Source organism: Halorhabdus amylolytica, from assembly GCF_004944975.1.
Lineage (GTDB): Archaea > Halobacteriota > Halobacteria > Halobacteriales > Haloarculaceae > Halorhabdus > Halorhabdus amylolytica.
Genome location: NZ_SPQG01000003.1, coordinates 60994 through 82417, shown reverse-complemented (window position 1 = coordinate 82417; position 21424 = coordinate 60994). Strand labels below are relative to the sequence as shown.

The 21424-nt window shown below is 62.4% G+C and carries 23 protein-coding genes, 1 tRNA gene and 1 pseudogene; 16 read left to right on the top strand and 9 right to left on the bottom strand.

What is annotated here, in order from left to right; all coding sequences use genetic code 11:
- The 4 genes and pseudogenes from E3374_RS05130 to E3374_RS05115 all read left to right on the top strand — a co-directional run.
- Window positions 1-316 (top strand): annotated as a pseudogene (locus E3374_RS05130) (peptidase); the annotation flags it as partial.
- 98 nt (window positions 317-414) lie between these two features.
- Window positions 415-1488 (top strand): histidinol-phosphate transaminase, encoded by a 1074-nt coding sequence (hisC, locus tag E3374_RS05125; protein WP_136687958.1) that lies wholly within the window; start codon window positions 415-417, stop codon window positions 1486-1488.
- Window positions 1485-1991 (top strand): adenylate kinase family protein, encoded by a 507-nt coding sequence (locus E3374_RS05120; protein ID WP_136687957.1) that lies wholly within the window; start codon window positions 1485-1487, stop codon window positions 1989-1991. Before hisC ends, E3374_RS05120 begins: the two co-directional genes overlap by 4 nt.
- The gene (locus E3374_RS05115; protein ID WP_136687956.1) at window positions 1988-2596 is read left to right on the top strand and encodes a CDP-alcohol phosphatidyltransferase family protein; all 609 of its coding nucleotides are present in this window, start codon (window positions 1988-1990) and stop codon (window positions 2594-2596) included. Before E3374_RS05120 ends, E3374_RS05115 begins: the two co-directional genes overlap by 4 nt.
- 31 nt (window positions 2597-2627) lie before the next feature.
- On the opposite strand, the gene E3374_RS05110 is transcribed toward E3374_RS05115, so the two are convergent.
- Window positions 2628-4844 carry an LUD domain-containing protein gene (locus E3374_RS05110; RefSeq protein WP_136687955.1) on the bottom strand — a complete coding sequence of 739 codons (2217 nt, stop codon included), beginning with the start codon at window positions 4842-4844 and terminating at the stop codon, window positions 2628-2630.
- Window positions 4841-5356, bottom strand: coding sequence for an LUD domain-containing protein (locus E3374_RS05105; protein WP_136687954.1), 516 nt, complete (start codon window positions 5354-5356; stop codon window positions 4841-4843). Before E3374_RS05105 ends, E3374_RS05110 begins: the two co-directional genes overlap by 4 nt.
- Before the next feature lie 106 nt (window positions 5357-5462).
- Between E3374_RS05105 and E3374_RS05100 the strand changes: the two genes are divergently transcribed.
- Window positions 5463-6002, top strand: coding sequence for a multiprotein bridging factor aMBF1 (locus E3374_RS05100; protein WP_136687953.1), 540 nt, complete (start codon window positions 5463-5465; stop codon window positions 6000-6002).
- A gap of 3 nt (window positions 6003-6005) precedes the next feature.
- On the opposite strand, the gene E3374_RS05095 is transcribed toward E3374_RS05100, so the two are convergent.
- Window positions 6006-6563, bottom strand: a complete 558-nt coding sequence (locus E3374_RS05095; RefSeq protein ID WP_136687952.1) for a response regulator — start codon at window positions 6561-6563, stop codon at window positions 6006-6008.
- 171 nt (window positions 6564-6734) lie between these two features.
- Between E3374_RS05095 and tpiA the strand changes: the two genes are divergently transcribed.
- A complete protein-coding gene (gene tpiA / locus E3374_RS05090) occupies window positions 6735-7382 on the top strand; it encodes a triose-phosphate isomerase (RefSeq protein ID WP_136687951.1) in 648 nt (215 codons plus the stop codon).
- 79 nt (window positions 7383-7461) lie between these two features.
- On the opposite strand, the gene E3374_RS05085 is transcribed toward tpiA, so the two are convergent.
- The gene (locus E3374_RS05085; protein WP_136687950.1) at window positions 7462-8004 is read right to left on the bottom strand and encodes a D-lyxose/D-mannose family sugar isomerase; all 543 of its coding nucleotides are present in this window, start codon (window positions 8002-8004) and stop codon (window positions 7462-7464) included.
- A 309-nt stretch (window positions 8005-8313) separates the two neighbouring features.
- On the opposite strand from E3374_RS05085, the gene E3374_RS05080 reads away from it, so the two are divergent.
- From E3374_RS05080 to dinB, 3 genes are all read left to right on the top strand, one after another.
- Complete coding sequence (locus E3374_RS05080) at window positions 8314-8601, top strand: DUF211 domain-containing protein (protein ID WP_136687949.1); 288 nt, start codon at window positions 8314-8316, stop codon at window positions 8599-8601.
- A 3-nt stretch (window positions 8602-8604) separates the two neighbouring features.
- Complete coding sequence (locus tag E3374_RS05075; RefSeq protein ID WP_136687948.1) at window positions 8605-9186, top strand: VIT1/CCC1 transporter family protein; 582 nt, start codon at window positions 8605-8607, stop codon at window positions 9184-9186.
- Between the two features lie 281 nt (window positions 9187-9467).
- On the top strand, window positions 9468-10706 hold the full coding sequence (gene dinB / locus E3374_RS05070) for a DNA polymerase IV (RefSeq protein WP_136687947.1): 1239 nt from the start codon (window positions 9468-9470) through the stop codon (window positions 10704-10706).
- Between the two features lie 88 nt (window positions 10707-10794).
- On the opposite strand, the gene E3374_RS05065 is transcribed toward dinB, so the two are convergent.
- A complete protein-coding gene (locus E3374_RS05065) occupies window positions 10795-11169 on the bottom strand; it encodes a hypothetical protein (protein WP_136687946.1) in 375 nt (124 codons plus the stop codon).
- A gap of 148 nt (window positions 11170-11317) precedes the next feature.
- Between E3374_RS05065 and E3374_RS05060 the strand changes: the two genes are divergently transcribed.
- Window positions 11318-13039: an ATP-binding protein gene (locus E3374_RS05060; RefSeq protein WP_136687945.1), complete on the top strand. Its 1722-nt coding sequence runs from the start codon at window positions 11318-11320 to the stop codon at window positions 13037-13039.
- Window positions 13040-13218: 179 nt separating this feature from the next.
- Here the strand turns inward: E3374_RS05060 and E3374_RS05055 are convergent, their stop codons facing one another.
- The 4 genes from E3374_RS05055 to E3374_RS05040 form a co-directional block, all read right to left on the bottom strand.
- The gene (locus E3374_RS05055) at window positions 13219-13692 is read right to left on the bottom strand and encodes a type IV pilin (RefSeq protein ID WP_136687944.1); all 474 of its coding nucleotides are present in this window, start codon (window positions 13690-13692) and stop codon (window positions 13219-13221) included.
- A 461-nt stretch (window positions 13693-14153) separates the two neighbouring features.
- Complete coding sequence (locus E3374_RS05050) at window positions 14154-14639, bottom strand: type IV pilin (protein ID WP_136687943.1); 486 nt, start codon at window positions 14637-14639, stop codon at window positions 14154-14156.
- A 659-nt stretch (window positions 14640-15298) separates the two neighbouring features.
- A complete protein-coding gene (locus tag E3374_RS05045; protein WP_136687942.1) occupies window positions 15299-15592 on the bottom strand; it encodes a hypothetical protein in 294 nt (97 codons plus the stop codon).
- Window positions 15593-16728: 1136 nt separating this feature from the next.
- Window positions 16729-16812, bottom strand: a tRNA-Leu gene (locus tag E3374_RS05040).
- Between the two features lie 124 nt (window positions 16813-16936).
- On the opposite strand from E3374_RS05040, the gene E3374_RS05035 reads away from it, so the two are divergent.
- The 6 genes from E3374_RS05035 (at window position 16937) to E3374_RS05010 (ending at window position 21422) form a co-directional block, all read left to right on the top strand.
- Complete coding sequence (locus tag E3374_RS05035) at window positions 16937-17422, top strand: DUF309 domain-containing protein (RefSeq protein WP_136687941.1); 486 nt, start codon at window positions 16937-16939, stop codon at window positions 17420-17422.
- A gap of 67 nt (window positions 17423-17489) precedes the next feature.
- Complete coding sequence (locus E3374_RS05030) at window positions 17490-18185, top strand: hypothetical protein (RefSeq protein WP_136687940.1); 696 nt, start codon at window positions 17490-17492, stop codon at window positions 18183-18185.
- A 96-nt stretch (window positions 18186-18281) separates the two neighbouring features.
- Window positions 18282-19559, top strand: coding sequence for an NADP-dependent isocitrate dehydrogenase (gene icd, locus E3374_RS05025; RefSeq protein ID WP_136687939.1), 1278 nt, complete (start codon window positions 18282-18284; stop codon window positions 19557-19559).
- Window positions 19560-19695: 136 nt separating this feature from the next.
- Entirely contained in the window at window positions 19696-20130 is a 435-nt protein-coding gene (locus E3374_RS05020; protein WP_136687938.1) for a GNAT family N-acetyltransferase, read from the top strand.
- A gap of 38 nt (window positions 20131-20168) precedes the next feature.
- Window positions 20169-20693 (top strand): DUF5817 domain-containing protein, encoded by a 525-nt coding sequence (locus tag E3374_RS05015; protein WP_136687937.1) that lies wholly within the window; start codon window positions 20169-20171, stop codon window positions 20691-20693.
- A gap of 207 nt (window positions 20694-20900) precedes the next feature.
- On the top strand, window positions 20901-21422 hold the full coding sequence (locus E3374_RS05010) for a hypothetical protein (RefSeq protein WP_248299391.1): 522 nt from the start codon (window positions 20901-20903) through the stop codon (window positions 21420-21422).
- The last annotated feature ends 2 nt before the right edge of the window (window positions 21423-21424 follow it).

Below are 21424 nucleotides of genomic sequence, written 5' to 3'. Positions count from 1 at the left end.
GCTCGATCGGGCCATCCTCCGGCCCGGCCGCTTCGATCGCCTCATCGAGGTGCCAAAGCCCGAGGAACGTGGTCGCGAGCAGATCTTCCGGATCCACACCCGCGAGATGAACCTCGCCGAGGACGTCGACTTCGAGCGCTTGGCGCGGGAAGCTACCGAGGCCAGCGGTGCCGACGTCAAGGCCATCTGTACCGAGGCAGGGATGTTCGCGATCCGGGACGATCGGACCGAAGTCACCGAGCAGGACTTCGTCGACGCCTGGGAGAAGATCCAGGCCGAAGAAGAAGACGAGGAAGTCTCGAAGACCTTCGCCTGATTGGCTGATCGCGGACGATACGGGCGACTTCTCTCTATCTCGGCGAAGAACACCGACAGGTATGCACGCTTAAGAACGCCCGCCCCCGACCGTCCCGTATGCACCCACGGGACCTCTCTGGACACACTGTCTATCGGGCCGGACGCGGGATCGAGGAGACCGCCCGCGAACTCGGTCTCGATCCCGACGACCTGATCAAACTCTCTTCGAACGAGAACGCTCTGGGCCCGAGTCCGAAGGCCGTCGAGGCGATCCGGGCCCATGCGGAGCGCCTCCATTCGTATCCGAAAGCCTCTCACGCCGATCTCGTCGATGCCCTGGCCGACCGCTGGGGCGTCGAACCCGCCCAGATCTGGCTCGGAAACGGCGGCGACGGCTCGATGGACGCCCTCGCACGCGCGATGATCGATCCCGGCGAGGCCGCGCTGGTCCCGGACCCGGACTTCACGTATCACTCGATGAGCGTCCGGTATCACCACGGCGAGGTCCACACCTATCCCCTCTCGAAGGAGGACGGCTTCCATCAGTCGCCAGAGCGCGTCCTTGAGGGCTACGACGGCGAGCGCATGATCTACCTGACGAGCCCGCACAACCCGACCGGATCAGTGGTCTCCCTCGCGGAGATCGAGCAGATCGCCGAGCGGACCGACGAGGAGACGCTGGTGGTCGTCGACGAGGCCTACAACGAGTTCGCCGACCGGCCGAGCGCCGTCGAACTGGTCGAAGCCCGCGACGACGTGGCCGTCGTCAGAACCTTCTCGAAAGTGTACGGCCTCGCGGGCCTCCGACTGGGCTATGCGATCACACCCGAAGAGTGGGCCGACGCCTACGAGCGGATCAACACGCCGTTCTCGGCCAGCGAGATCGCCTGCCGGGCTGGGCTTGCCGCTCTCGAGGACGACGACCACGTCCAGGCCATCACAGACCTCGTCGAATGGAGCCGACAGTACTATTATGACAACCTCGACGCCAAGACCTACGAGAGCGGCGGGAACTTCGTCCTCGTGGAAGTCGGTGACGCAACGGATGTGGCCCAGCAGACAAAAGAGCGGGGCGTGATCGTCCGGGATTGCTCGAGCTTCGGCCTCCCGGAGTGTATTCGTGTCTCGTGTGGCACACGCGAGGAGACGAAGACGGCCGTCGAGACGATCAACGAGGTGCTCCCGTCGTGAGAGTCGCCGTCACCGGAACACCCGGGACGGGCAAGACCACCGCGACCGAGCGTCTCGAGACTGACCTCGACGTCATCCACCTCAACGACGTGATAACACGTGAGGGGCTGACCCAGGGGACCGACGACGATCGGGACTCGGAGATCGCCGATATCGACGCTGTCGAAGCCTGGCTCGACGATCGAGACGACGTTCTCGTCGAGTCTCATCTCGCACACCATCTCCAGATGGATCGCGTTGTCGTCCTGCGATGTCATCCCGAGACCGTCGAGCGCCGACTTGGGGAGCGCGGCGAGAACGAAGAAAGCGCCGCCGAGAACGCCGAAAGTGAAGCACTCGACGTAATCCTGGTCGAAGCCGTCGACGAACACGGATCCGAATCAGTTTACGAGATCGAGACGACCGACCGTTCGCCAGAGGAGGTCGCCGGAGAGATCGAAGCCGTCATCGATGGGGATCGGGAACCGAGCGCCGGGACGGTTTCCTACGTCGAGTACCTATGACGCTGGACCAACTCCGCCCGCTGTCTGATCGGTTGTTGGAGCCGTTCGTCGCCGTCAGCGTTCGGATCGGCCTGACGCCGAACGTCGTCAGCGTCCTCGCACTGATCGTCGCGGGCGGCGCAGCCGGGGCGTTCTACCTCGGCGGTTCGGCCCCCGCCTGGTACCTCGCCGCTGCCGGCCTGGTGTTCGCCAACGGCTGGCTCGACCTGCTCGACGGCGCGATCGCGCGGGAACTCGGCACTGAATCCTCGGCCGGCGACTTACTCGATCACGTCTTCGATCGCTACGCCGACCTGCTGTTGCTGGTCGGGCTGGCGGCCGGAGTCGACCGCTGGGACCTCGGCGTGGCGGCGATCACCGGCGTGTTGATGACTTCCTATCTGGGGACCCAGGCCCAGGCGGTCGGCCTCGACCGGGTCTACGGCGGCCTGCTTGGCCGCGCGGATCGGCTTGCACTCATGGGTTTTGGGGCCCTCCTGGCCGCCGTCGTGACCGAGCCAGTTTACGGGCTGTCAGTGATCGGGTGGCTGCTTGTCGTGTTCGCAATCGTCGGGCACCTGACTGCGATCCAGCGGTTCTACTATGCGATGGGCGATCTCTCGTAGCCCGATCGGTTCCGCAAAGAACAGACGGCCACTATTCAGCCGGCGCGATCACTTCGACCGGATGGGTCACCGAGCGTTCGAGCAGCTCCGTCAACTGGTCGTGACAGGAGGTCCCGCTGGCGACGACTGTTCGATCCTCGGTGTCGGGCGTCGTAAACTGCTCACGGAGATCGTCACCGACGGCCATACTCACGTCGTAGTACTGCTGTTTGAAGCCGAAGGAGCCGGCCATCCCACAGCACTCGACCTCGGAGGTGAGGAGGTCGAAACCCAGCCGGTCGAGGATCGCTTCCGTGTGGGCATCCAGGCCGAGCGTCCGCTGCTGGCAGTGGCTGTGATAGGCGATTTCCTCGCCGTCGCCGTCGGCAAGCGCATTGATATCGGCCCCGTTCTCGATGAGGCCGTAGACGTACTCCAGCACCTCGTAGCTGTTCGTCGCGATCCGGTCGAAGGTCTCCGCGTCGAGTAGGCGCTCGTAGTCGTTCCGGAGCATTGCGAGGTCGCTGGGCTCGACGACGATCACGTCCCGGCCCGCCTCAACGTGCGGTTCGAGCGAGTCGGCGACCGACTCGGCGTGTTCGCGGGCCGTCGCGATCATCCCCTGGGAGAGGGCGGCCCGGCCGCTCTCCGAGGTATCGGCAACGTGGACTTCACAGCCGAGTGCTTCCAGCGCCCGGATCGTCGCCTTCCCGCGCTCGACGTGCATGTAGTTCGTGTAGGTGTCCGCCAGCAGGACGACCTCGCGGTCGGGATCTGCCAGTGAATCCCGTCCTTTCGCCCACTTGCGGAGCGTCCCACGAGTAAATTTCGGCATGTCGCGGCGACGATCGACCCCGAGTATCGTCTCGGCGAGCCAGCGGGAGGGCGGGGCCTCGGCGACCCAGTTCGAGACCGGCGCGAACGCGCTCCCGAGTTTCGCGACTGTCGAGAAGTTCCCGAAAAAGCGCTTCTGGAGATCCAGCCCAGCGGGTTCCGGATCGGGCGTCAGTCCCGAGACGAGGTGATCGAAGGCATCGGGGTCGGCCCCGCGATTGAGCCGGTCGCGCACGACAGTGTTGACCCAGGGGATGTCGATCTTCACGGGACAGGCCTCCGTACAGCGACTACAGCCGGTACAGAGGTCGTTGAAATCCTCCGCGGCCTCCTCGCCGCCGATGCCCGCCTCCCAACCGGTGGCGATCCCGCCGGTGTAGGTCTCCCCGCCGAAGGCGTGACCCCCGACCTGCTGGAAATTGGCACACGAGTTCGCACACGCCGAACACCGGATGCAATAGAGCGTCTCCCGGAGGTCCTCGTCCTCCCGCATCGCCATCCGGCCGTTGTCGATCAAGACGAGGTGAAAGTCCCGAGCGTCCGCATCGCCGAACTCCTCGTCGGCGAACGTCGGGGCGTCGATTGGCGGCGTCAACAAAGAGACGTAGGAGGTGATGTCCTGGCCGGTCCCCGAGCGCCCGATCAACTCGATGAACGGCTGGAGGTCCTCGACGCTCGGGACGATTTTCTCGACGCCCGCGACGGCAACGTGGGTGTCCGTACTCGCAACCGTCTTGCGGGCGTTGCCCTCGCTCGTGACGAGCGCCATCGTTCCGGAGTCCGCCGTCAGGAAGTTGGCACCGGTCATCCCGACGTCCGCGCTAGCGATATCGTCGGCCAGTTGCTCTCGGGCGAACTTCGTAAGGTCCTCAGCGGTCTCTAAAGGAACGTCGGGATCGAACCGCTCCTCGAACAGTGTCGTGATCTCCTCGCGGGACTTGTGGATCGCGGGCGCGACCAGGTGGGAGGGGGCCTCCTCGGCGACTTGAAGGACCCACTCGCCGAGATCCGTCTCGACGACGTCGACGCTCGCGTCTTCGAGATGCTCGTTGACCTCGAGTTCCTCGGTCGTCATCGACTTGCTCTTTGCGACCGAGTCTGCGTCCGCGTCTGCGACGATCGACTCGATATACTCGTTGGCCTCGGCCGCGTCCTCGGCGAGGTACACTGTCCCGCCGTTGTCCTCGACGGCGGCGGTGAGGTCGTCGATCAGGTCGGGGAGGCGCGCGATGGCGTCCTCCTTGATCGCGCGGGCCTCGTCCTTGAGACCCTCGTAGTCCTCGAGGTCGGCAACCGACTCGTAGCGGCCGTCGTTGAACCCCTGGGTGTTTGTCTCGATCGCCGTCCCCTCCTGTTCCATGATCCCACGGATCTTCGCCGCCTTGGCGCGTTTCGAGACCTTCCGTTCGGCCCGCTCCGAGTTTTTTCCGCTCATTGTTCGACAATGACGACGTGGACGTCAGTCGGTCCGTGCACACCCGTAACCAGCGCACCCATGTCGGAGGTCGCGCTCGGCCCCGTTGCGACGATAACGTCCCCCTGGTCACCGCGGAGTAGCGGCCCGAGATCTTCGAAGGCATCGGCCATCGTCCCCACCACATCCTGCTCTCGGATCACCGGCACGTGGGTCTCAGAGAAGAGACTCGCCAGTTCCGACCCGTTGGCGTCAGATTCCAGCAGGACGCTGCCGTAGTCGGCGACAGCGATCGTCGCAGGCGTCACGCCCGTCGCGGCGGCCCGGACCGTTTCGGGGTCGAGATCGGTCTCGACGGTATCCGGGAGTGATGCGCCGTCGATGGGGATCGGGACGCCAACGGCCGGCTCTTCGAGGACACTCTCGAGGGTAGATTCGAATCCGTTCGCGTCCGTTCGGGACCACGCCACGTCGATCTCCTCGAGGGATGCGACGAACCGCTCGAGAAGCGATGCAGCCTGGGTAGATGGCATGTCCGATACCCGTACCAGGGCGCCATGAGCGTGGGGAAAGCGGCAGGATCCTCGCAGTGTCGATCGCGGCGTACGATTTATGCCCCGGCACAGGCAAGGGATCTACATGGTACAGTGTGAGATGTGTGGGACCGAAACCCAGTCCCCGAACACGATCAAAGTGGAGGGTGCGGAACTGGACGTCTGTGATGAGTGTACCGACTTCGGGACGGAAGTCAAAACTCAGGACGCAAGCTCGACGTCGACGAAGTATTCGACGAGCAGTTCGTCGAACGATTCCAGCAGCGGGGGTTCGACGACGGCTTCGAGCGGGTCCTCGGGCGGCGGGGGCGGAGGATCGCGGCGCGACATGTTCGACGAGATGGACGAACTGGCTCAGGACTTCGATCAGCGGATCCGCTCGGCCCGCGAGTCGGCCGGGCTGAGCCAGTCGGAGCTGGCAGACGAACTCAACGAGAAGGCGAGTCTGATCCGCAAACTCGAACACGGCGATCACCTCCCGAGCGACGAGGTCCAGCGAAAGCTCGAACGTGAGTTGTCCATCGATCTGACCGAAGGTGCCGGCGAAGGGGATACCGATTGGGAAGGTGGATCCGACGTCGGCGAGTATACCCTCGGTGACGTCGTCGAGCGGAAGGACTCCTGACTGTCACTCCTGTCGTTCGATCTCCGATCGCTCGAGATCGGCCGCGAGCTGCTCGACCTCCGTCTCGAGTTGTTCAATCTCCGCCTCGAGTCTGGCGAAACGATCGCTGGCCTCGATCTCCGGTCGGGGTTTCTCGACCTCGAGGACGTTGCGCTTGAGTTTCTTCGAGGTGAGTCGCCGTCGCTGCTCGTTGTACGTCGAGATCGTCTCTAAGCGCTCGACGACGTCGACGAGCGTGTCCTTGCTGACGGGTTTGACCACGTAGTCGTCGACACCGAGGTCGATGATCTCGAAGTCCGGGTCGACGGCCGTCACCATCGCGACCTCGAGGTCCAGTCCACGCTCCTCGATAGTCGCCAGTACCTCGTTCCCGGAGACGACCGGCATCCGACGATCCAGCAGGACGATATCGATCGCCGGACCGAGCACCTCGATAGCCTCCTCGCCCCCATAGGCTGTCCGGACGTCGTAGGAGTCGGAGAGATACTCGGAGTAGAGGTCGGCCAGATGACGCTCGTCCTCGACCACGAGGACAGTCGTCGAATCGCTCTGGTCGGTCACGATGCGGAAGTTATCCGGACGGGGTAATAATGGTCACTGTTCGCTCGCGACGCCGGTGGGAGGTCTTCGAAAGCCACCATTCGTCGCCGGGCCAGTCTTCGAAAGCCACCGTTCGTCGCCGGGCCAGTCTTCGAAACCTATTTTCGCCCGGTCGCCGCATGTACGGACGCAATGTTCGTTCTCGTCAACCTCAAGACCTACCCCTGTGATCCGGTCGAAGTCGCGGAAGCCGCCAAAGAAGTGAGCGAGGAGTCGGGCGTACGCATCGGAATCGCCGCGGAAGACGCCGACATCGCCGCCGTCGCCGGGACCGGGGTCGAAACCTGGGCCCAACACGTCGATCCGATCGAACACGGGAGCAACACCGGCCACACGCTCGCCGAGACGGTCGCCGACGCTGGCGCGGAGGGAACGCTGATCAACCACTCGGAGAACCGACTCAAGCTGGCGGATATAGACGGATCGGTCCGGGCCGCCGAGCGCGCCGGCCTCGAGACCTGCGTCTGTGCCAACAACCCCCACCAGATCGCGGCCGCAACGGCCCTGGGCCCGGATTCGGTCGCCGTCGAGCCGCCGGAACTCATCGGCGGTGACGTCTCTGTCGCGAGTGCCGATCCCGACATCGTCACCGATGCCGTCGAGGCCGCTGCCGCGGTCGATTCGGACGTTGAGGTCTACTGTGGCGCCGGCATCTCGACCGGCGACGACGTCGACGCCGCCGACGACCTCGGTGCCAGCGGCGTGTTACTTGCCAGCGGCGTCGCAAAGGCTGACGATCCGCGTGCAGTTCTCGAGGACCTCGTCGCACCGCTCAGCTGAACGGACGGGTTAGAAACCGTCTTCTCTCGATCCGGATCGGAAAAGTCGGACGCGACTGGATAGCATCGTGGACGGGAGATCAATACGTCTCCTCGGGAACTCGCCGGATCTCGGGATCGGTGAAGACATCCTTCTCGTCGTAGCTGGGCGAGGAGAACTCGCTGACGATCGCTCCCTCTTGGCCGGCCGCGAACCAGTGTTTCGTGTCGGGATCGATCGTGTATTGCTCGCCCGGTTCGAGGACGACCTCGTGGCCGACGGTGTAGTACTCGGCGTTGAACGGGGGTTCAATCGCCGGATCGGACGTCGCCTCGCCCTCGACGTAGAGAGAGACCGTACCGGCCCGACAACGGAGAGTCTCCTGTTTGCCTGGGTAATCGTCGAACGGCGGGTGTCGGTGCTCAGGACAGACCTGCCCCGGGAACATGACGAGTTCCTTCGCGCAGTAGCGATCAGTGTTGACGTACGTGAGGAGTTCCAGCCCGACTTCCTCCAGTCGCCCAAAGCCGAAGTCCGCGATCTCGACGTCTGCGGCCTCCTCGTCAGTCAGGACGAAGTCGTGTTCCGCGAGCGTCTCGACCGTCCGCTCGCGTGCCGCCTCCCATTCGGCTTCCGAAAGCATATCGACAGTCAGGTCGCCCCGACTGAAAAGTCACGTGCCTGTCGCGCCTTCACCGGCTGAGCCACGGTCAACTGCGAAGGCGAGTCGATTCCGATACTGTATCGACTGGTTCATCGGCCGGCCCCGGCGGCCCGACCGACGAACGGAGGTCCGACAGGACAAGCGAGAACAATTCGGAACAAGACGACAAAAGGAACCACTGACAATTCGGAACAAGACGACGGATCCGAAGAATAGGGGGCAATCCTAGACGGAAACGATCGAAATGACCGAACCATATAACCGGGGCGACACCGAACCCTCAGGGAAATGAGTCCGATAAAGCGACTGGTTCTCGATCTCCTGAAACCCAATGAGATCGAGAACGTCACCTTCGCACGGACGCTTGCAGATCTGGACGGCGTCGATGGGACGAACGTCTCCTTGCTCGAGTCGGACAAGGAGGTACAGAACCTCAAGATCACCATCGAAGGAGAATCGGTCGACGAGACTGCCGTCTCCGACGCTGTCGAGAACCTCGGCGGGACGATACACTCGGTCGACGAGGTGGTCTGTGGCGAGCGCCTCGTCGAAGAGAGTTCGACACACCAGGACTGACCCGTGGCCTCGAATCAATCGACGCTCAGGGAACTCCTCGCGAACGAAGACGTCCGGTCGATCTCCCGGCGATACTTCATCTCCAACGGGTTCGACGGTACGCTGACCAGCATCGGGATCATCGTGGGATCGTTCCTCGGCGGGAATCAAGCGGCTATGGACATCGTCCGGATCGTCGCCGGCGGGACCGTCGGGTTGGCTGCCTCCGGCGTCTGGAGCGTCTGGGAGATCGAACGCGCCGAGAAACTCGCCGAACTGAAACGCGTCGAAGCAAAGATGCTCTCGGGGCTCGAAGGCACGGAACTCCACGAACGGAAAGGCAAGGCCCGGAAGATCAACGCGGCGATGAGCGGTCTGGGGCCGACGATCGGCATGCTGTTGCCGATCGTCCCGTATTTTTTCGTCGACGTCGCGCTCTCTCTGCTGTGGGCGACGGTCCTGGGCGTGATGATCGGCGTTGGTCTCCTGTTCGTCTTCGGGGCGTATATGGGCAATATTTCCGAACAGAACTGGGTGATCGCAGGGCTCCGAACCGGCCTCGTCGGACTGGTCGTCGGAGGGATCAATATCGTTCTGCCCGGGTGAACGCGAGACAGATCCGGAGAGACGTTCGACGACTGGAGACGGATGTCGGTGTTCGGGGAAACCGTTAAGTGTGAGTGTGTGAAACACACTCGTGGAACCTCGCCTGGGGTTCCCGACGGGAACTACCGTCGTGAACGTCCGGGAGACGCACCGCACGCAAGCGACGCCACGCCGCCGGGGTTTCTCCGGCGGTCCGTCTGACCTCCTGTTCCGAAGAGTATCGACTGACGTCTGCATGCCGGGTTGAGAAGCTTGTTGTCGATCGCGTACGAACGTCGGGTATGTCCCGACCGGGGCGACTCCCCGTCGAGACAGACGACGACGAACGGATCGTCTGTCACGTCGACGCCGACTGCTTTTATGCTGCCTGCGAGCGGCTGCGCGAGCCGAAACTGGAGGGCGAACCTGTCGTCGTCGGCATGGGCTACGAGGCGGGTGAGCCTCACGGCGCCGTCGCGACGGCGAGTTACGAGGCCCGCGAACACGGCGTCGAGAGCGCCCAGTCGATCGAGGAGGCTCTCGAACACTTGGGACGGCGTGACGTCGACGATCCCGGTGACGGACCGACCGCGTACTACCGGCCAGTCGACATGGACTACTACGAGGGTGTCAGTGCGGACGTCGAGTCCATCCTCCGGGAGTCCACCGACATCGTCCGAAAAGTGAGTATCGACGAGGCGTACCTCGACGTGACCGAGCGGACCGACTGGGGCGACATCGAGTCCTTCGCTGCCGGGTTGAAGACACGGATCGCCGACGAGGTGGGTGTCACGGTGAGCGTCGGTGTCGCGCCGACGATGAGCGCGGCGAAGATTGCCAGCGACGCCGACAAGCCCGACGGGCTGGTCGTTGTCGAATCCGGTGACGTACGGCCCTTTCTCGCACCGATGGATGTCGAGCGCATTCACAACGTCGGGCCGACGACGGCCCGTGAATTGCGTGAGATGGGAATCGAGACGGCTGGCGACCTTGCAGGTGCCGACCCCGACCGGCTCCGTGACCGATTTGGCGAACGTGGGGCGGCGATCTACCGGTATGCGCGGGGCGACGACGACCGCGAGGTGACGCCGCGGGACGACCCCAAAAGCCTCTCGCGGGAATCGGCGTTCCCTGAACCAGTCGAGGACTTCGAGCGGATCTGCAAGCGCGTGCGGACGCTCGCCGCGGCAGTCGCCGAGCGAGCGAGTCGGAACGGGGCGCTCTACGGGACGATCGGGATCAAGGTCGTCGAACCACCCTTCGACGTTCGGACACGAGCCAGATCACTGTCGGGCCCCGTCGACGATCCCGACCTCCTCGAGCGGATCGCCGTCGATCTCTTCCGGGAATTCGAGGGAGTTGCCGTCCGGAAGATCGGCGTTCGGGTTTCGAACCTGTCGTTCACCGAGCGCGAGCAGGTCAGTCTCGAAGGGTTCGGCGACGGATCCACCTCGGCGAGTGAGGGTGCCCGACACGACGAAGGACGAACTGATCGCTCGCCGGAGCCCAACGGACAGACGTCTCTGCAGGATTTCTCGTGATCCGGACGCTCCGATATCGGACTGTTCCTACCGGACCAGTGTGCGATTCTGTTCCTACCGGACCAGCAGATTCGGCCGGGCGAGAGGCTCATCCGAGGCCGTTCTCGAGATTTTCCAGGAGTTTTCCAACGAACAATCCCATCCGTGGTGCGATCGCGTCGGGATCATCGCTCGGTCGTTCTGCGGGATGGGACGACAGCGTTTCGACGAACCGTTCGCTGTGGGTCATCGCCTGCATCACGTCGACGACGTCAACGGTCAGTCCCTCGTCGGAGGTGTCCATCTCCGGGTGGCGTGCCTTCTCTTCTTCGGTGTAAGTGATAGTCCAGGAGTGGCCACCGATCACGTCCAGGGTGTCCTCAAGGGGGCCGATCTCGAGGCGTTCGCCGTCGTCGGCGAGGCCGGCGTCGCCACTCTCGACGTAAACGGTCCCGTCCTCGACGATCGTCCCGTAGCGTACCATATTTCGAGAGGATGCTGCTTATCCGCAGTGAGGCGCGCCGAGAATAAATACTCTCCCGCCCCTGCCAGTCAGGCACTCTTCTCGATCGTCGGACTCGCGTCTGACGGAGAGTTATGCACGCCGAGACACGTACTCCTGACAGAGACGCATGGTCAACGACGAGGCGCGGACGATCACCGTCGCGGATCACAGCGACGGCGTACGCGAAAGCGGTGAGCCTGGCCGGCCAGTGTCGCTGCCCGTCGTCGAAGTACTTACTGGACGCGGGTTCATCACCGGCAAGAGCGGCAGTGGCAAGAGCAACTCCGCGAGCGTGATCGCCGAGAATCTCCTTGACAAGGGCTTTGGTCTGCTCATCGTCGACATCGACGGGGAGTACTACGGCCTCAAGGAAGAGTACGAGATCCTTCACGTCGGCGCCGACGAGGAGTGTGACATCCAGGTTACGACCGATCACGCCGGGAAACTCGCTACCCTCGCCCTCGAACAGAACGTTCCGATCATCCTCGACGTCTCGAGTTTCTTAGACGAAGACGAGGCCAGGGAGTTGCTGACTGCGGTCGCTCGCCAGTTGTTTGCCAAAGCCAAGAAATGCAAACAGCCGTTCCTGTTGCTCGTCGAGGAGATTCACGAGTACATCCCCGAGAACGGCGGGCTTGATGAGTGCGGGAAGATGCTCATCAAGATCGGCAAGCGCGGACGCAAGCATGGCCTCGGCGTCACCGGGATCAGCCAGCGGCCCGCCGACGTCAAAAAGGACTTCATCACCCAGTGTGACTGGCTCGTCTGGCACCGTCTCACCTGGAACAACGACACCAACGTCGTCCGGCGCATTCTCGACGCGGAGTACGCCGATGCAGTCGAGGATCTGGACGACGGTGAGGCCTTCCTGATGACCGACTGGGCGGAGACCGTCCAGCGCGTCCAGTTTCACCGCAAACAGACCTTCGACGCCGGGGCTACGCCAGGACTGGAGGACTTCGAACGTCCAGATCTAAAGTCCGTCAGCGACGACCTGGTCTCGGAACTAGAGTCGATCAGCGAGCAACGCGAAGAGACCGAGGATCGCATCGCCGAACTCCGAGAGGAACTCGACAAGAAGAACTCCCGGATCGCCGAACTCGAGGCCGAACTCCAGGACGCCCGCGACATGAGTCGTATGGCCGATCAGTTCGTCGACGCGCTGGTCGAACACGTCGAGGGAGCCAACCCCGGTCGGACCGAACAGGCCAAGCTACGTGCCCGGCACGAAGACGCGGTCGCCAACTTTCCGACGGGCGACGAAGCGCAGGTCACGTTCCCGGACGTCGCCGATGAGTCTGACAGCAAAGCGGAGAACGGTGAGGGGACTACAGCCGAATCCAACGGTGAAGGATCGGACGAAGCCGTGGCGGCTGCGCTCGAATCGTTTGGGGGATTCGCTCCACCGGAAGAAAGCGAAAAGGGCGGCGAATCGACGAGCGAAAAGAACGGCGAATCGACGAGCGAAAAGGACGACGAGAAGCCGGGCGAACACACCGAGGCACGCGGGACGATCCCGATCGGCGAATGTCCCGAGTTCGTCGGGCGAGTGCGTGCTGAGATCAGAACCCTCGAGCCCAAGACCCGGAAGATGCTCGCGTATTACCGTGAACAGGGTCAGGCGTCGCCGTTGGACGCCCACTTCGTGGCTGGCGGGTCCGGTGACCGGACGAGCGCCTACGCCCGCAATCGCGCCTTGCGGACGAGTGGACTAATCGAACACGTCGGCCAAGGAACCTACCGGTATCGCCTTCGAGATCTGTTGACGGAGCGAGCGGACGGGGACGTTGAGGAGAGCGATCTAGACGAGTACGTCGCGGCGATCGAAGACTCTATCGAGGAGTATTGACCGGCGTGGACTCGTACCGGAAATCCGCTTGGGAACGTTCCGGAGGCCCCACACCGAGGTACTTGTCAACGAGCGCTCGACAACGATGCGTATCGCTGGTGGAAACAACGTTTCCAGATCGACACGGACCACTACGGATTTCGTGCGTGCGAAGAAAAAACAAAGATGCTTCGACGGTGTTATCCGTCGTACGTGGTGATGACCTGGGTCTGATCGCTGTTCGGGTTCTCCCAGATCAGTTGGATTTCATCGACATCGGCCGGATCGTTGCCAATACTCATATTTGGATTGACTGGTGGGTAGGGCGTCGATGACGACTCATTCATCCCGATAGTCGTCCCGGCAGTCAGTTCATCGGGCATACCACGGACAGCCGTTTCTGCTGGGGAAAGAGAGTACTCTGTCCCATCGACACTTACCACCAAGTTGTTTGCCACAGCTGCGTCACCGCCCGTGTGTTCAAGCGTGAAGTACGTCGTTTCGTTGTTCCACTCCCACTGGACGTTCGGTGGCGTCTCCCCATCCGCGCCCATATTCATTACAAACGCGCCGATGACGCCTGCCAGGATGACAGTGATTGCGACCATCAGGATGACCCCGATGACCGGCGATACCCCCCGTTCGTCGCCAAACAGGTAGTGCTTCAAGTCCATACCCCAGTCAAACAGTTCCTTTGATATTATAAAAATCTAATGGGAACGAGCTATCAGCATTCAGTGCTCTCGAACGCCCTGATGGGGCGAGGCATCCCCTCGAAAGATGACCGTGCCGCGACTGAGTTCACCCACGACTGAAGTCGTGGGGTTTCGACGGTCACAAACCGTGTTGCACCACGACTTCTCGAGCGCTCCGAACTCGTCGTGGTTCGGTTTAGAGCCGACTCAGTACGGCTCCCGACGAAGACAGCGGGGTTGGCAGCCTTGCACTCGTCTCGACAGCCGAACCGTCGAACGACAATCAATTGACTGTTTCGATTGCTGTCGGCTTTATCCCACCCGTGAACGGGTGGGCTTTCGCCTCGTTACCCTGGGTAAAGAAGTGGTGCAGACCCTCATAGGGTACGAGTGACTACGCGTTCCATGAGTATAAAACGAAAAGGGTTAGTTCAGCGTCGCTATCCGTCGAAGTCGCTGATGACTTGAGTCTGGTCGCTTTCCGGGTTCTCCCAGATGAGTTGGACTTCGTCAATACTCTCCGGATCGTCGGTAAGACTCATATTGGGACTAGGCAGGGAAGATGGAACAGCAGCTGAACTATTCATAGCGATAGTAGTGCCAGCAGTTAGCTCACTGGGCATACCATTCCCGCTTTTTAATGTCCCTTCCTCAGTCCCATCCGCTTGAATTACAAGATTACCGGGGTTGGCTGCGTCACCACCGGTATGCGAGAGCGTGTAATAATAGTTCCCACCACCGTCACTCTCGTTGTTCCATTCCCACTGCACGCTGGGCTGGGTCTGCTCGGACGGCCCCATGTTCATCACGAACGTCGCGATCACGGCCGCCAGAATCACTGTAATGGCGACCATGAGGATGACACCGATCACAGGCGATACACCGCGGTCCTCCGCGAAGAGGAACTCCTTCGCTTTCTCGAACATTGCAAGCGATACGTAAATGGAACATTATAAGAATCTAACCAGATCGTTCACCACCGATCGGTGTTTTCAGACTCGGTAAAATGCCGTCAGACGTGATTTTCACAGGCTGAAAACGCCGCGCAGTATAGCGATCGTGAAAACACTCCCCACCATTTACATCCCTCCGATCCATCGACTTTTTTGGGCCGGGTGCCCCATTCCGGCCCCGCTGATCACGGCTGTTGCATTCCACCGCCCGATACGGGCGACCGACCACCGTGATCGTTCGCAAAGAGGAATGCACCGCCCTCACCAGGGTGGTTCGGAGGCACGGGAAACCTTGCCCTCCGGCGTGTTGCGCAAGTCCATCCCCCCGGATCCGTGTCAACACGTTTTCGAAGTAATATTTGCCGAAAGGTTTGTAACCAGTCCCTCACACATTCCGAGCGGGTCGGGTGAAACACCACTCTCGTATCTATCTGGATAGCTGAGCCGTCACTTCCCGACCCACTGGTTGTCAATTCCCCACCCCACCCGAACCCGGGTACCCTTTTCCCGACAGTTCGGATGCTACTAACAGAAGCCAACACTCGAGGTGCACAGTTGACAGTGACTTTGGCGGCCGTAAACTCACACGTTGGTGGGCAAGCGTGTTTGAGGAACTCGCATCCGGAGTGAAGTCACCGAATCAGATCGAAAAGATCGGCGAGCAGATCACCGATCCAGCCGACGATCTTCCCGGCTGTCTCAGCATATTCGGGGAAGAAATACGCGACCAAGCCGGCCGTCAACAGCCCGGCAGGGAGGCTCATCGCCAGGACGAGCAGCAGTAACAGCCCGTAATTCGACTGATCGAGGTGGAAGGCGATCCAGTCGAAGCCACCCCGATCCTCGATAGCTTCCCCACTCTTGACGCCGGGGTCGAAACTGGATTCAGCCTCGTCGTCATCGTCCGGTGGTGAGTAGGAACTCATCTCGCTGCCTCTCAGGCTGGCAGTGGCACCCAACAGAACTAAGCGCGTGAGCGAAATAGATGGTGGGGGTAGCTTCAGATTGCGAAAACACGATCTGAACGGGGATGAAGGACTCAAATCCGGTTTCACCGCTCGCATTTCGAGGCTCTCCTTTCATACGGACTGCTGTAAGTCATTTCGATATCGACCGCCCGAGTGCGGGCGGTCGTACCGGTAAACAGTTACAGCAGTCCGTATCAGTCACGTCTCGGACGTGTCCGCTCGCCGTATTGTACGCGCTCGCCCTTGCGCGGGTGTCCGTTCGGGAAGCCCGGCCGCGCGGGACCGAATATCACGTGGCCGCGGGCGTGTCAAAGCTGGAAAATGATTCTCACACCTGACCGCTATACCGAGTCTTCGATATCTTCGCCTTCGTCATCTATACGTTGGATCCAGTTCGGCGGCCCGCTCGTAATATTCCTCAGCTTTTTCCGACTCACCAATTTCTTCGAGGAATTCAGGTATTTGGAATTGACGTCCGCGTATTCGATATCAATATCGGGTGTCTATTCAAAATGATTTCGCGCTTCCTCAAACTCCTCGAATTCGTTCTTGAGGAGATGTCCAAAATTATTATGGGTACTTCCAAATTGATGTGATGCGCCCACTTGGTTTGGCTCTCCCTCAATATATGAAGTTACGGGAGGTTCGAGGCGAAAGCCTCGCGCTTCAGTGCGGGGAGGATGTCAAGTGCAGTCCCCTTTCGCAGTTCAATCACACAAAATAGCCCAGCCATCGACGAGAAATACTTGTTGAGACCGACGCCAGTGTTACAATGACCACCGCCGACGCAACCAATCCTTATTATTGACCGTGAGAGACTCGCGCCTTGTATCTCGCGGAATGGTGTTTACCTGTATCCCTGCAGATACCGTTTGCAACGAGGCGCTCGCGCTGGTCGCGCCTCGCGCCGCTCGCCTTCCGAGCTCTCGTTCGCTCCGCTCACGAGTACCCTCCAAGAGCGGATCTTGCGTCCGCCGCCGTTTCCAGGCTTGGCTACCCGTCGACGCTCGATAGAAGTTGTTGCGAGGGAAGATGGCCCCCGAGAGGGACGATCTTCCTGCACTGGTTTGCGAGGGGCCGCGTGGGCCCAGCAGTGCGAGGGATGCGATTTGAACGCATGGACCCCTACGGGAGCGGATCTTGAGTCCGCCGCCGTTTCCAGGCTTGGCTACCCTCGCACGCAGTAGTTGGCACTCGGTTCGTGGGGTTAAATCACCCGATTTCCGATCCACTCTGGGCGGTCGAAGTCTCCGATTTCCCCGGGCGCTGGACTTACCCGTCGGCCGCCCTTTCCGGACGGTGATGGACCGTCACACGCGCGATGCTTCCGTCGGCCCGCCAGCCGAGGGATCGCCGACCGGCTGGAACGCCGAGGCGGACCACTGGGAGCACGCGACGCTCCGGCGGGCGGTCGTCCACGGCGTCGCGCTGTACAACGACGGGGCCTACCACGATTCACACGATAGCTTCGAAGACGAATGGTACAATTACGGCAGCGGGACGACCGAGAGCGCGTTCCTCCACGGGATGGTTCAGGTCGCCGCTGGCGCGTACAAACACTACGACTTCGAACACGACGACGGGATGCGGAGTCTCTTCGAGACGGCGCTGCAGTACCTTCGGGATGTCCCGGGCGATTACTACGGCGTCGATGTACTCGACGTTCGGACCGTAGTCACGAACGCGATCGACGCGCCGTCGGCGCTCGACGACTGGCGCATCAGACTCGATGACGGCTATCCGGTCGCCGACGAGGCGGCTTACGCTTTCGCCGCCGGTCTCGAGTGACGATTGGGTTGTGTGTGACTGCTCGGGTTCCGGAACCACTTTTGCGGTCTCCCCGCCAGCTCCACCCATGCCGATCTACGACCGCGGCGCCGCGACGGACCCTGCGATCATCGATCGATTCGATGGGGGTGTCGGCTGGATCGCCCATCCGGACGAGGCGGGGCGGCGCGCGAGCCACGCCATCCGCGGCGAGGAGGGCGTCTGGCTGTTCGATCCCCTGGAGGCACCCGGCGTGGAGGACTTGCTCGCAGACCTTGGCGACGTCGTGGGCGTCGCCGTCTGCTCGAACTGGCACACCCGCGATGCCGACATCTTTGCCGACCGGTTTGACGTGCCCATCTTCGTTCCCGAATGGATGGATCGCGTCCCGGAGAAAGTCGACGCGCCGGTCGACAGCTACGATCGCGAACTCGCCGAGTCGGGGTTCATCGTCGATCCCGTCGATCCCCTTCCCGGCTGGCGTGAGGGTGTCGCCTATCGCGAGTCCGACGGCACGCTGTACACGCCGGATCTGCTGTCGACCCGCTGGACCGTCGGGAGCGAGCGCGTCACGCTGACGTTGCCCTGCCGATTCTTTCCGCCGCGGGACCTCCTCGGTGACCTGGAACCGAACCGGATCCTCGTCGGCCACGGCGAAGGGATTCAAGAGAACGCGACGGGGGCACTCGCGAATACGCTCGACGGTGCCCGGAAGCGACTCCCGCGTTCGATCATCGAACAGGGACCGGGGCTGGCTGTGGGGATCGCCGCCGCGATGTGGTGACTCACTGGCGGCACCGAACTCGCTGCAAGACGTGCCGGAAGTGCGATTCTCGCGGAAAACGGCAGGCCTTTGTGGACCACGGGCGAGGGTCGGCACATGGCAGACGGATACGATCAAGTCTCTGTGCCGGCCGAGGGACAGCCCATCGAGGTCATCAACGAGGATGCCGACGAGCTTGACATCCCCGAGAACCCGATCATCCCGATCATCCACGGCGACGGGATCGGCAAGGACGTCGGCCCCGCGGCCCAGAAGGTGTTGAACGCTGCCGCCGAGGCGACCGGCCGCGAGATCGCCTGGATGCGCGTCTATGCCGGCGAATCCGGCCGCGAGCGCTACGACGAGAACCTCCCCGAGGACACCGTCAACGCGATCGACGAGTTCCGCGTCGCGATCAAGGGCCCGCTGACGACACCCGTCGGCGCGGGCTTTCGGTCGCTGAACGTCGCACTCCGGCAGACGCTTGACTTCTATGCGAACGTCCGGCCGACGTACTATCTCGACGGCGTCCCCTCGCCGATGAAGGCCCCCGAGGAGATGGACATGGTGACCTTCCGGGAGAACACCGAGGACGTCTACGCCGGCATCGAGTGGGAGGAAGGCACCGACGAGGTCGAGCAGGTCCGTGACTTCGTCGAGGAGGAGATGGGCTTCGACGAGACGATGCACGACGGCCCCATCGGGATCGGGCTCAAGCCGATCACCGAGTTCGGCTCGAAGCGCCTCGTCCGGAAGGCCATCGACTACGCGATCGAGCACGAGCGCGACAAAGTCACGCTGGTCCACAAGGGCAACATCATGAAGTTCACCGAGGGACAGTTCGGCGAGTGGGGGATGGAGGTCGCCGAGGAGGAGTACCCGGACGAGGAGGTCTTCGCCGCGCCCGACTCGCTGTGGGAGACCCAGGACGAGGTCGACATTCCCGAGGATGCCGTCATGGTCGAGGAACGCCTTGCCGACGCAATGTTGCAGTGGATGCAACTCCGGACCGACGAGTTCGACGTCCTCGCCATGCCGAACCTCAACGGCGACTACCTCAGCGACGCCGCCGGCGCACAGATCGGCGGCCTCGGAATCGCGCCCGGGGCGAACTTTGGCGACGCTCGCGTGCTGGCCGAACCGGTCCACGGCAGCGCGCCGAAACGCGCCGGCCAGAACATGGCCAACCCGACCGCGATGATCCTCTCCGGTCGCCTCATGTTCGATTACATGGGCTGGGACGAGGCCGCCGATCTCGTGCGTGACGCCGTCGAAGAGACGATTTCCTCGGGCAAGGTCACCTACGACCTCGAACGCCAGCTCGAAGACGCGGAGAAGTTGGGCACCGAGGAGTACGCCGAGGAGATCGTCGCGAACGTCGAACGACTGGCCTGAGCCAGTCGCTCGTTCTCTCCCGGTTTCACCGCGAGAATATCGAGTAACTCGCGTAAGGAGTCGTTCTGGCTGTCGATTGCCGTCGCTCGAACGCAACCTCCTTTGATCGTCATCGCCTACACTGTTCAACACGACGATGACCGACTCCGACTACCGGATCGAAATCGACGGCGACCGTGAGGACGCCTACGACGTGCGGTTTGCTGTCTTTGTGGAGGAGCAAGGCGTCGATCCCGACATCGAGATCGACGAACACGACGAGGTGGCGACCCACTTCGTCGCTTACGCCGACGACGAGCCAGTCGGCGCGGCGCGACTCCGGGAACCCGAGGCCGGCGTCGGGAAAATCGAACGCCTGGCGGTCCTGCCAGCCCACCGTGAGGAAGGGCTCGGCCGACAGCTGATGGACGTCGTCGAGCGGGAAGCCGAACGTTGGGGACTGCAGCGCCTGACCCTGCACGGCCAGCTTCGCGTCGCCGACTTTTATGAACATCTCGGCTACGAGCAGGTCAGCGACGAGTTCGAGGAGGCCGGCATTCCGCACGTTGAGATGGAAAAGTCGATCGCGTAGTCGCCGGATTCAAGCCGGTCTGGTCGCACGGTGGTCGTATGTACGCGGTCGTGGGTTGTTCGGAGTGCAGTGCGCTGTGGGTTCTCGAGGGCCGCCCTGAAACCACGCAGTGTCCCCGCTGTGGCACGCGCCGGAAGTTCGAGTTCCGCCGGAAGTTCGTCGAGACCGAGGACGTCGACGCGGCCAGGGAGATTCGGGCGAAGATGCTCGCTGAACGCCAGGATCTCGGCGAGGCCCTCGACGGCCTGGACAGCTACGCGGAGATGGAAGCCCGCGTCGAGGATAGCGTGATCGACGACGAGACGTATCTGGAATCGAAGGGCGTCGACAGCGACGCAGCAGCCGCGGCAGGCCGGCGAGCGAGCGAGGGCACCGGCGGATCGAACAGTCGTCGCGAGACAGTCATCGAGGCGCTCGAACGGCTGGATTCGCCGGAAGAGGACGAGATCCTGGAGTACGCCGCCGAGCGTGGCGTCCCGGAGAAGTACGCCCGTCGCGCGCTGCAGTCGCTCGTTCGATCTGGCGAGGTCTCGGAGAACGACGGTCGCTATCGACGGCTGTAAGCGGTTAAACGATCCCGAGCGCCCGCAAGAGGCTGAGAGCGAGTACCAGGATCGTGAGGGATCGCTTTACCATCCCCAGCCAGGGCTGTACGCGTGTCGGTATAGATTCGTCGTCTGTCTCCATGGTCTCTCCGTGGCGGTGCTCGCCGATCGGCCGCCATCGGAACGACGGACGTCTCCGATAAACGTCTCGGCCTGGAGTTCACAGTGAAAGTGAAAGTCATCCGTGAAGGCGATCGACTCGACCGCCCGGTTTCAAGAGGATTGGGAGCTAACTGGGCGAACGTGATCGATCAAGAACCGAACGGCCCGACCCGCTCGGCACCGCTGGTGACCGGGATCGGCTTCGTCGTGGCGAGCGTCCTCGCGGCGGTGGCGACCGCGGCCGGCGTTTCGATCCGCGTCGGTGGGTTCGACGCGATCAGCATCGGGGCCGGTCTGCTCGCGCTCGCGTTGCTCGTCTGGGGGCTCCGATCGGCTACGCGTGGCACCTACCGACAGGGCGTCGGTGCGCTCTCCGGCGGTGCGGGGCTCGTACTGATCTTCCTTGCCCCACACGCTCGCTCGGCACCGCTGTTCGTCGGAACCGGTGCGTTGATTTTGGCGCTCGGCGGACTCTTTTTGATCGCCGAGGGCTTTGGACACGTGCTCGTGGCCGTCGACGATACCGACGAAGGCGGGACCTCTGTCGACGAGGAGTCCGACTCCGTGTCTGGGCCCGAGAACTGATC

Coding starts and splice junctions, on each gene's coding strand:
- hisC (WP_136687958.1), top strand. CDS start 415: ATGCACCCACGGGACCTCTCTGGACACACTGTCTATCGGGCCGGACGC.
- E3374_RS05115 (WP_136687956.1), top strand. CDS start 1,988: ATGACGCTGGACCAACTCCGCCCGCTGTCTGATCGGTTGTTGGAGCCG.
- E3374_RS05110 (WP_136687955.1), bottom strand. CDS start 4,844: ATGAGCGGAAAAAACTCGGAGCGGGCCGAACGGAAGGTCTCGAAACGC.
- E3374_RS05105 (WP_136687954.1), bottom strand. CDS start 5,356: ATGCCATCTACCCAGGCTGCATCGCTTCTCGAGCGGTTCGTCGCATCC.
- E3374_RS05100 (WP_136687953.1), top strand. CDS start 5,463: ATGGTACAGTGTGAGATGTGTGGGACCGAAACCCAGTCCCCGAACACG.
- tpiA (WP_136687951.1), top strand. CDS start 6,735: ATGTTCGTTCTCGTCAACCTCAAGACCTACCCCTGTGATCCGGTCGAA.
- E3374_RS05085 (WP_136687950.1), bottom strand. CDS start 8,004: ATGCTTTCGGAAGCCGAATGGGAGGCGGCACGCGAGCGGACGGTCGAG.
- E3374_RS05080 (WP_136687949.1), top strand. CDS start 8,314: ATGAGTCCGATAAAGCGACTGGTTCTCGATCTCCTGAAACCCAATGAG.
- dinB (WP_136687947.1), top strand. CDS start 9,468: ATGTCCCGACCGGGGCGACTCCCCGTCGAGACAGACGACGACGAACGG.
- E3374_RS05065 (WP_136687946.1), bottom strand. CDS start 11,169: ATGGTACGCTACGGGACGATCGTCGAGGACGGGACCGTTTACGTCGAG.
- E3374_RS05060 (WP_136687945.1), top strand. CDS start 11,318: ATGGTCAACGACGAGGCGCGGACGATCACCGTCGCGGATCACAGCGAC.
- E3374_RS05055 (WP_136687944.1), bottom strand. CDS start 13,692: ATGGACTTGAAGCACTACCTGTTTGGCGACGAACGGGGGGTATCGCCG.
- E3374_RS05050 (WP_136687943.1), bottom strand. CDS start 14,639: ATGTTCGAGAAAGCGAAGGAGTTCCTCTTCGCGGAGGACCGCGGTGTA.
- E3374_RS05045 (WP_136687942.1), bottom strand. CDS start 15,592: ATGAGTTCCTACTCACCACCGGACGATGACGACGAGGCTGAATCCAGT.
- E3374_RS05035 (WP_136687941.1), top strand. CDS start 16,937: ATGGACCGTCACACGCGCGATGCTTCCGTCGGCCCGCCAGCCGAGGGA.
- E3374_RS05030 (WP_136687940.1), top strand. CDS start 17,490: ATGCCGATCTACGACCGCGGCGCCGCGACGGACCCTGCGATCATCGAT.
- icd (WP_136687939.1), top strand. CDS start 18,282: ATGGCAGACGGATACGATCAAGTCTCTGTGCCGGCCGAGGGACAGCCC.
- E3374_RS05020 (WP_136687938.1), top strand. CDS start 19,696: ATGACCGACTCCGACTACCGGATCGAAATCGACGGCGACCGTGAGGAC.
- E3374_RS05015 (WP_136687937.1), top strand. CDS start 20,169: ATGTACGCGGTCGTGGGTTGTTCGGAGTGCAGTGCGCTGTGGGTTCTC.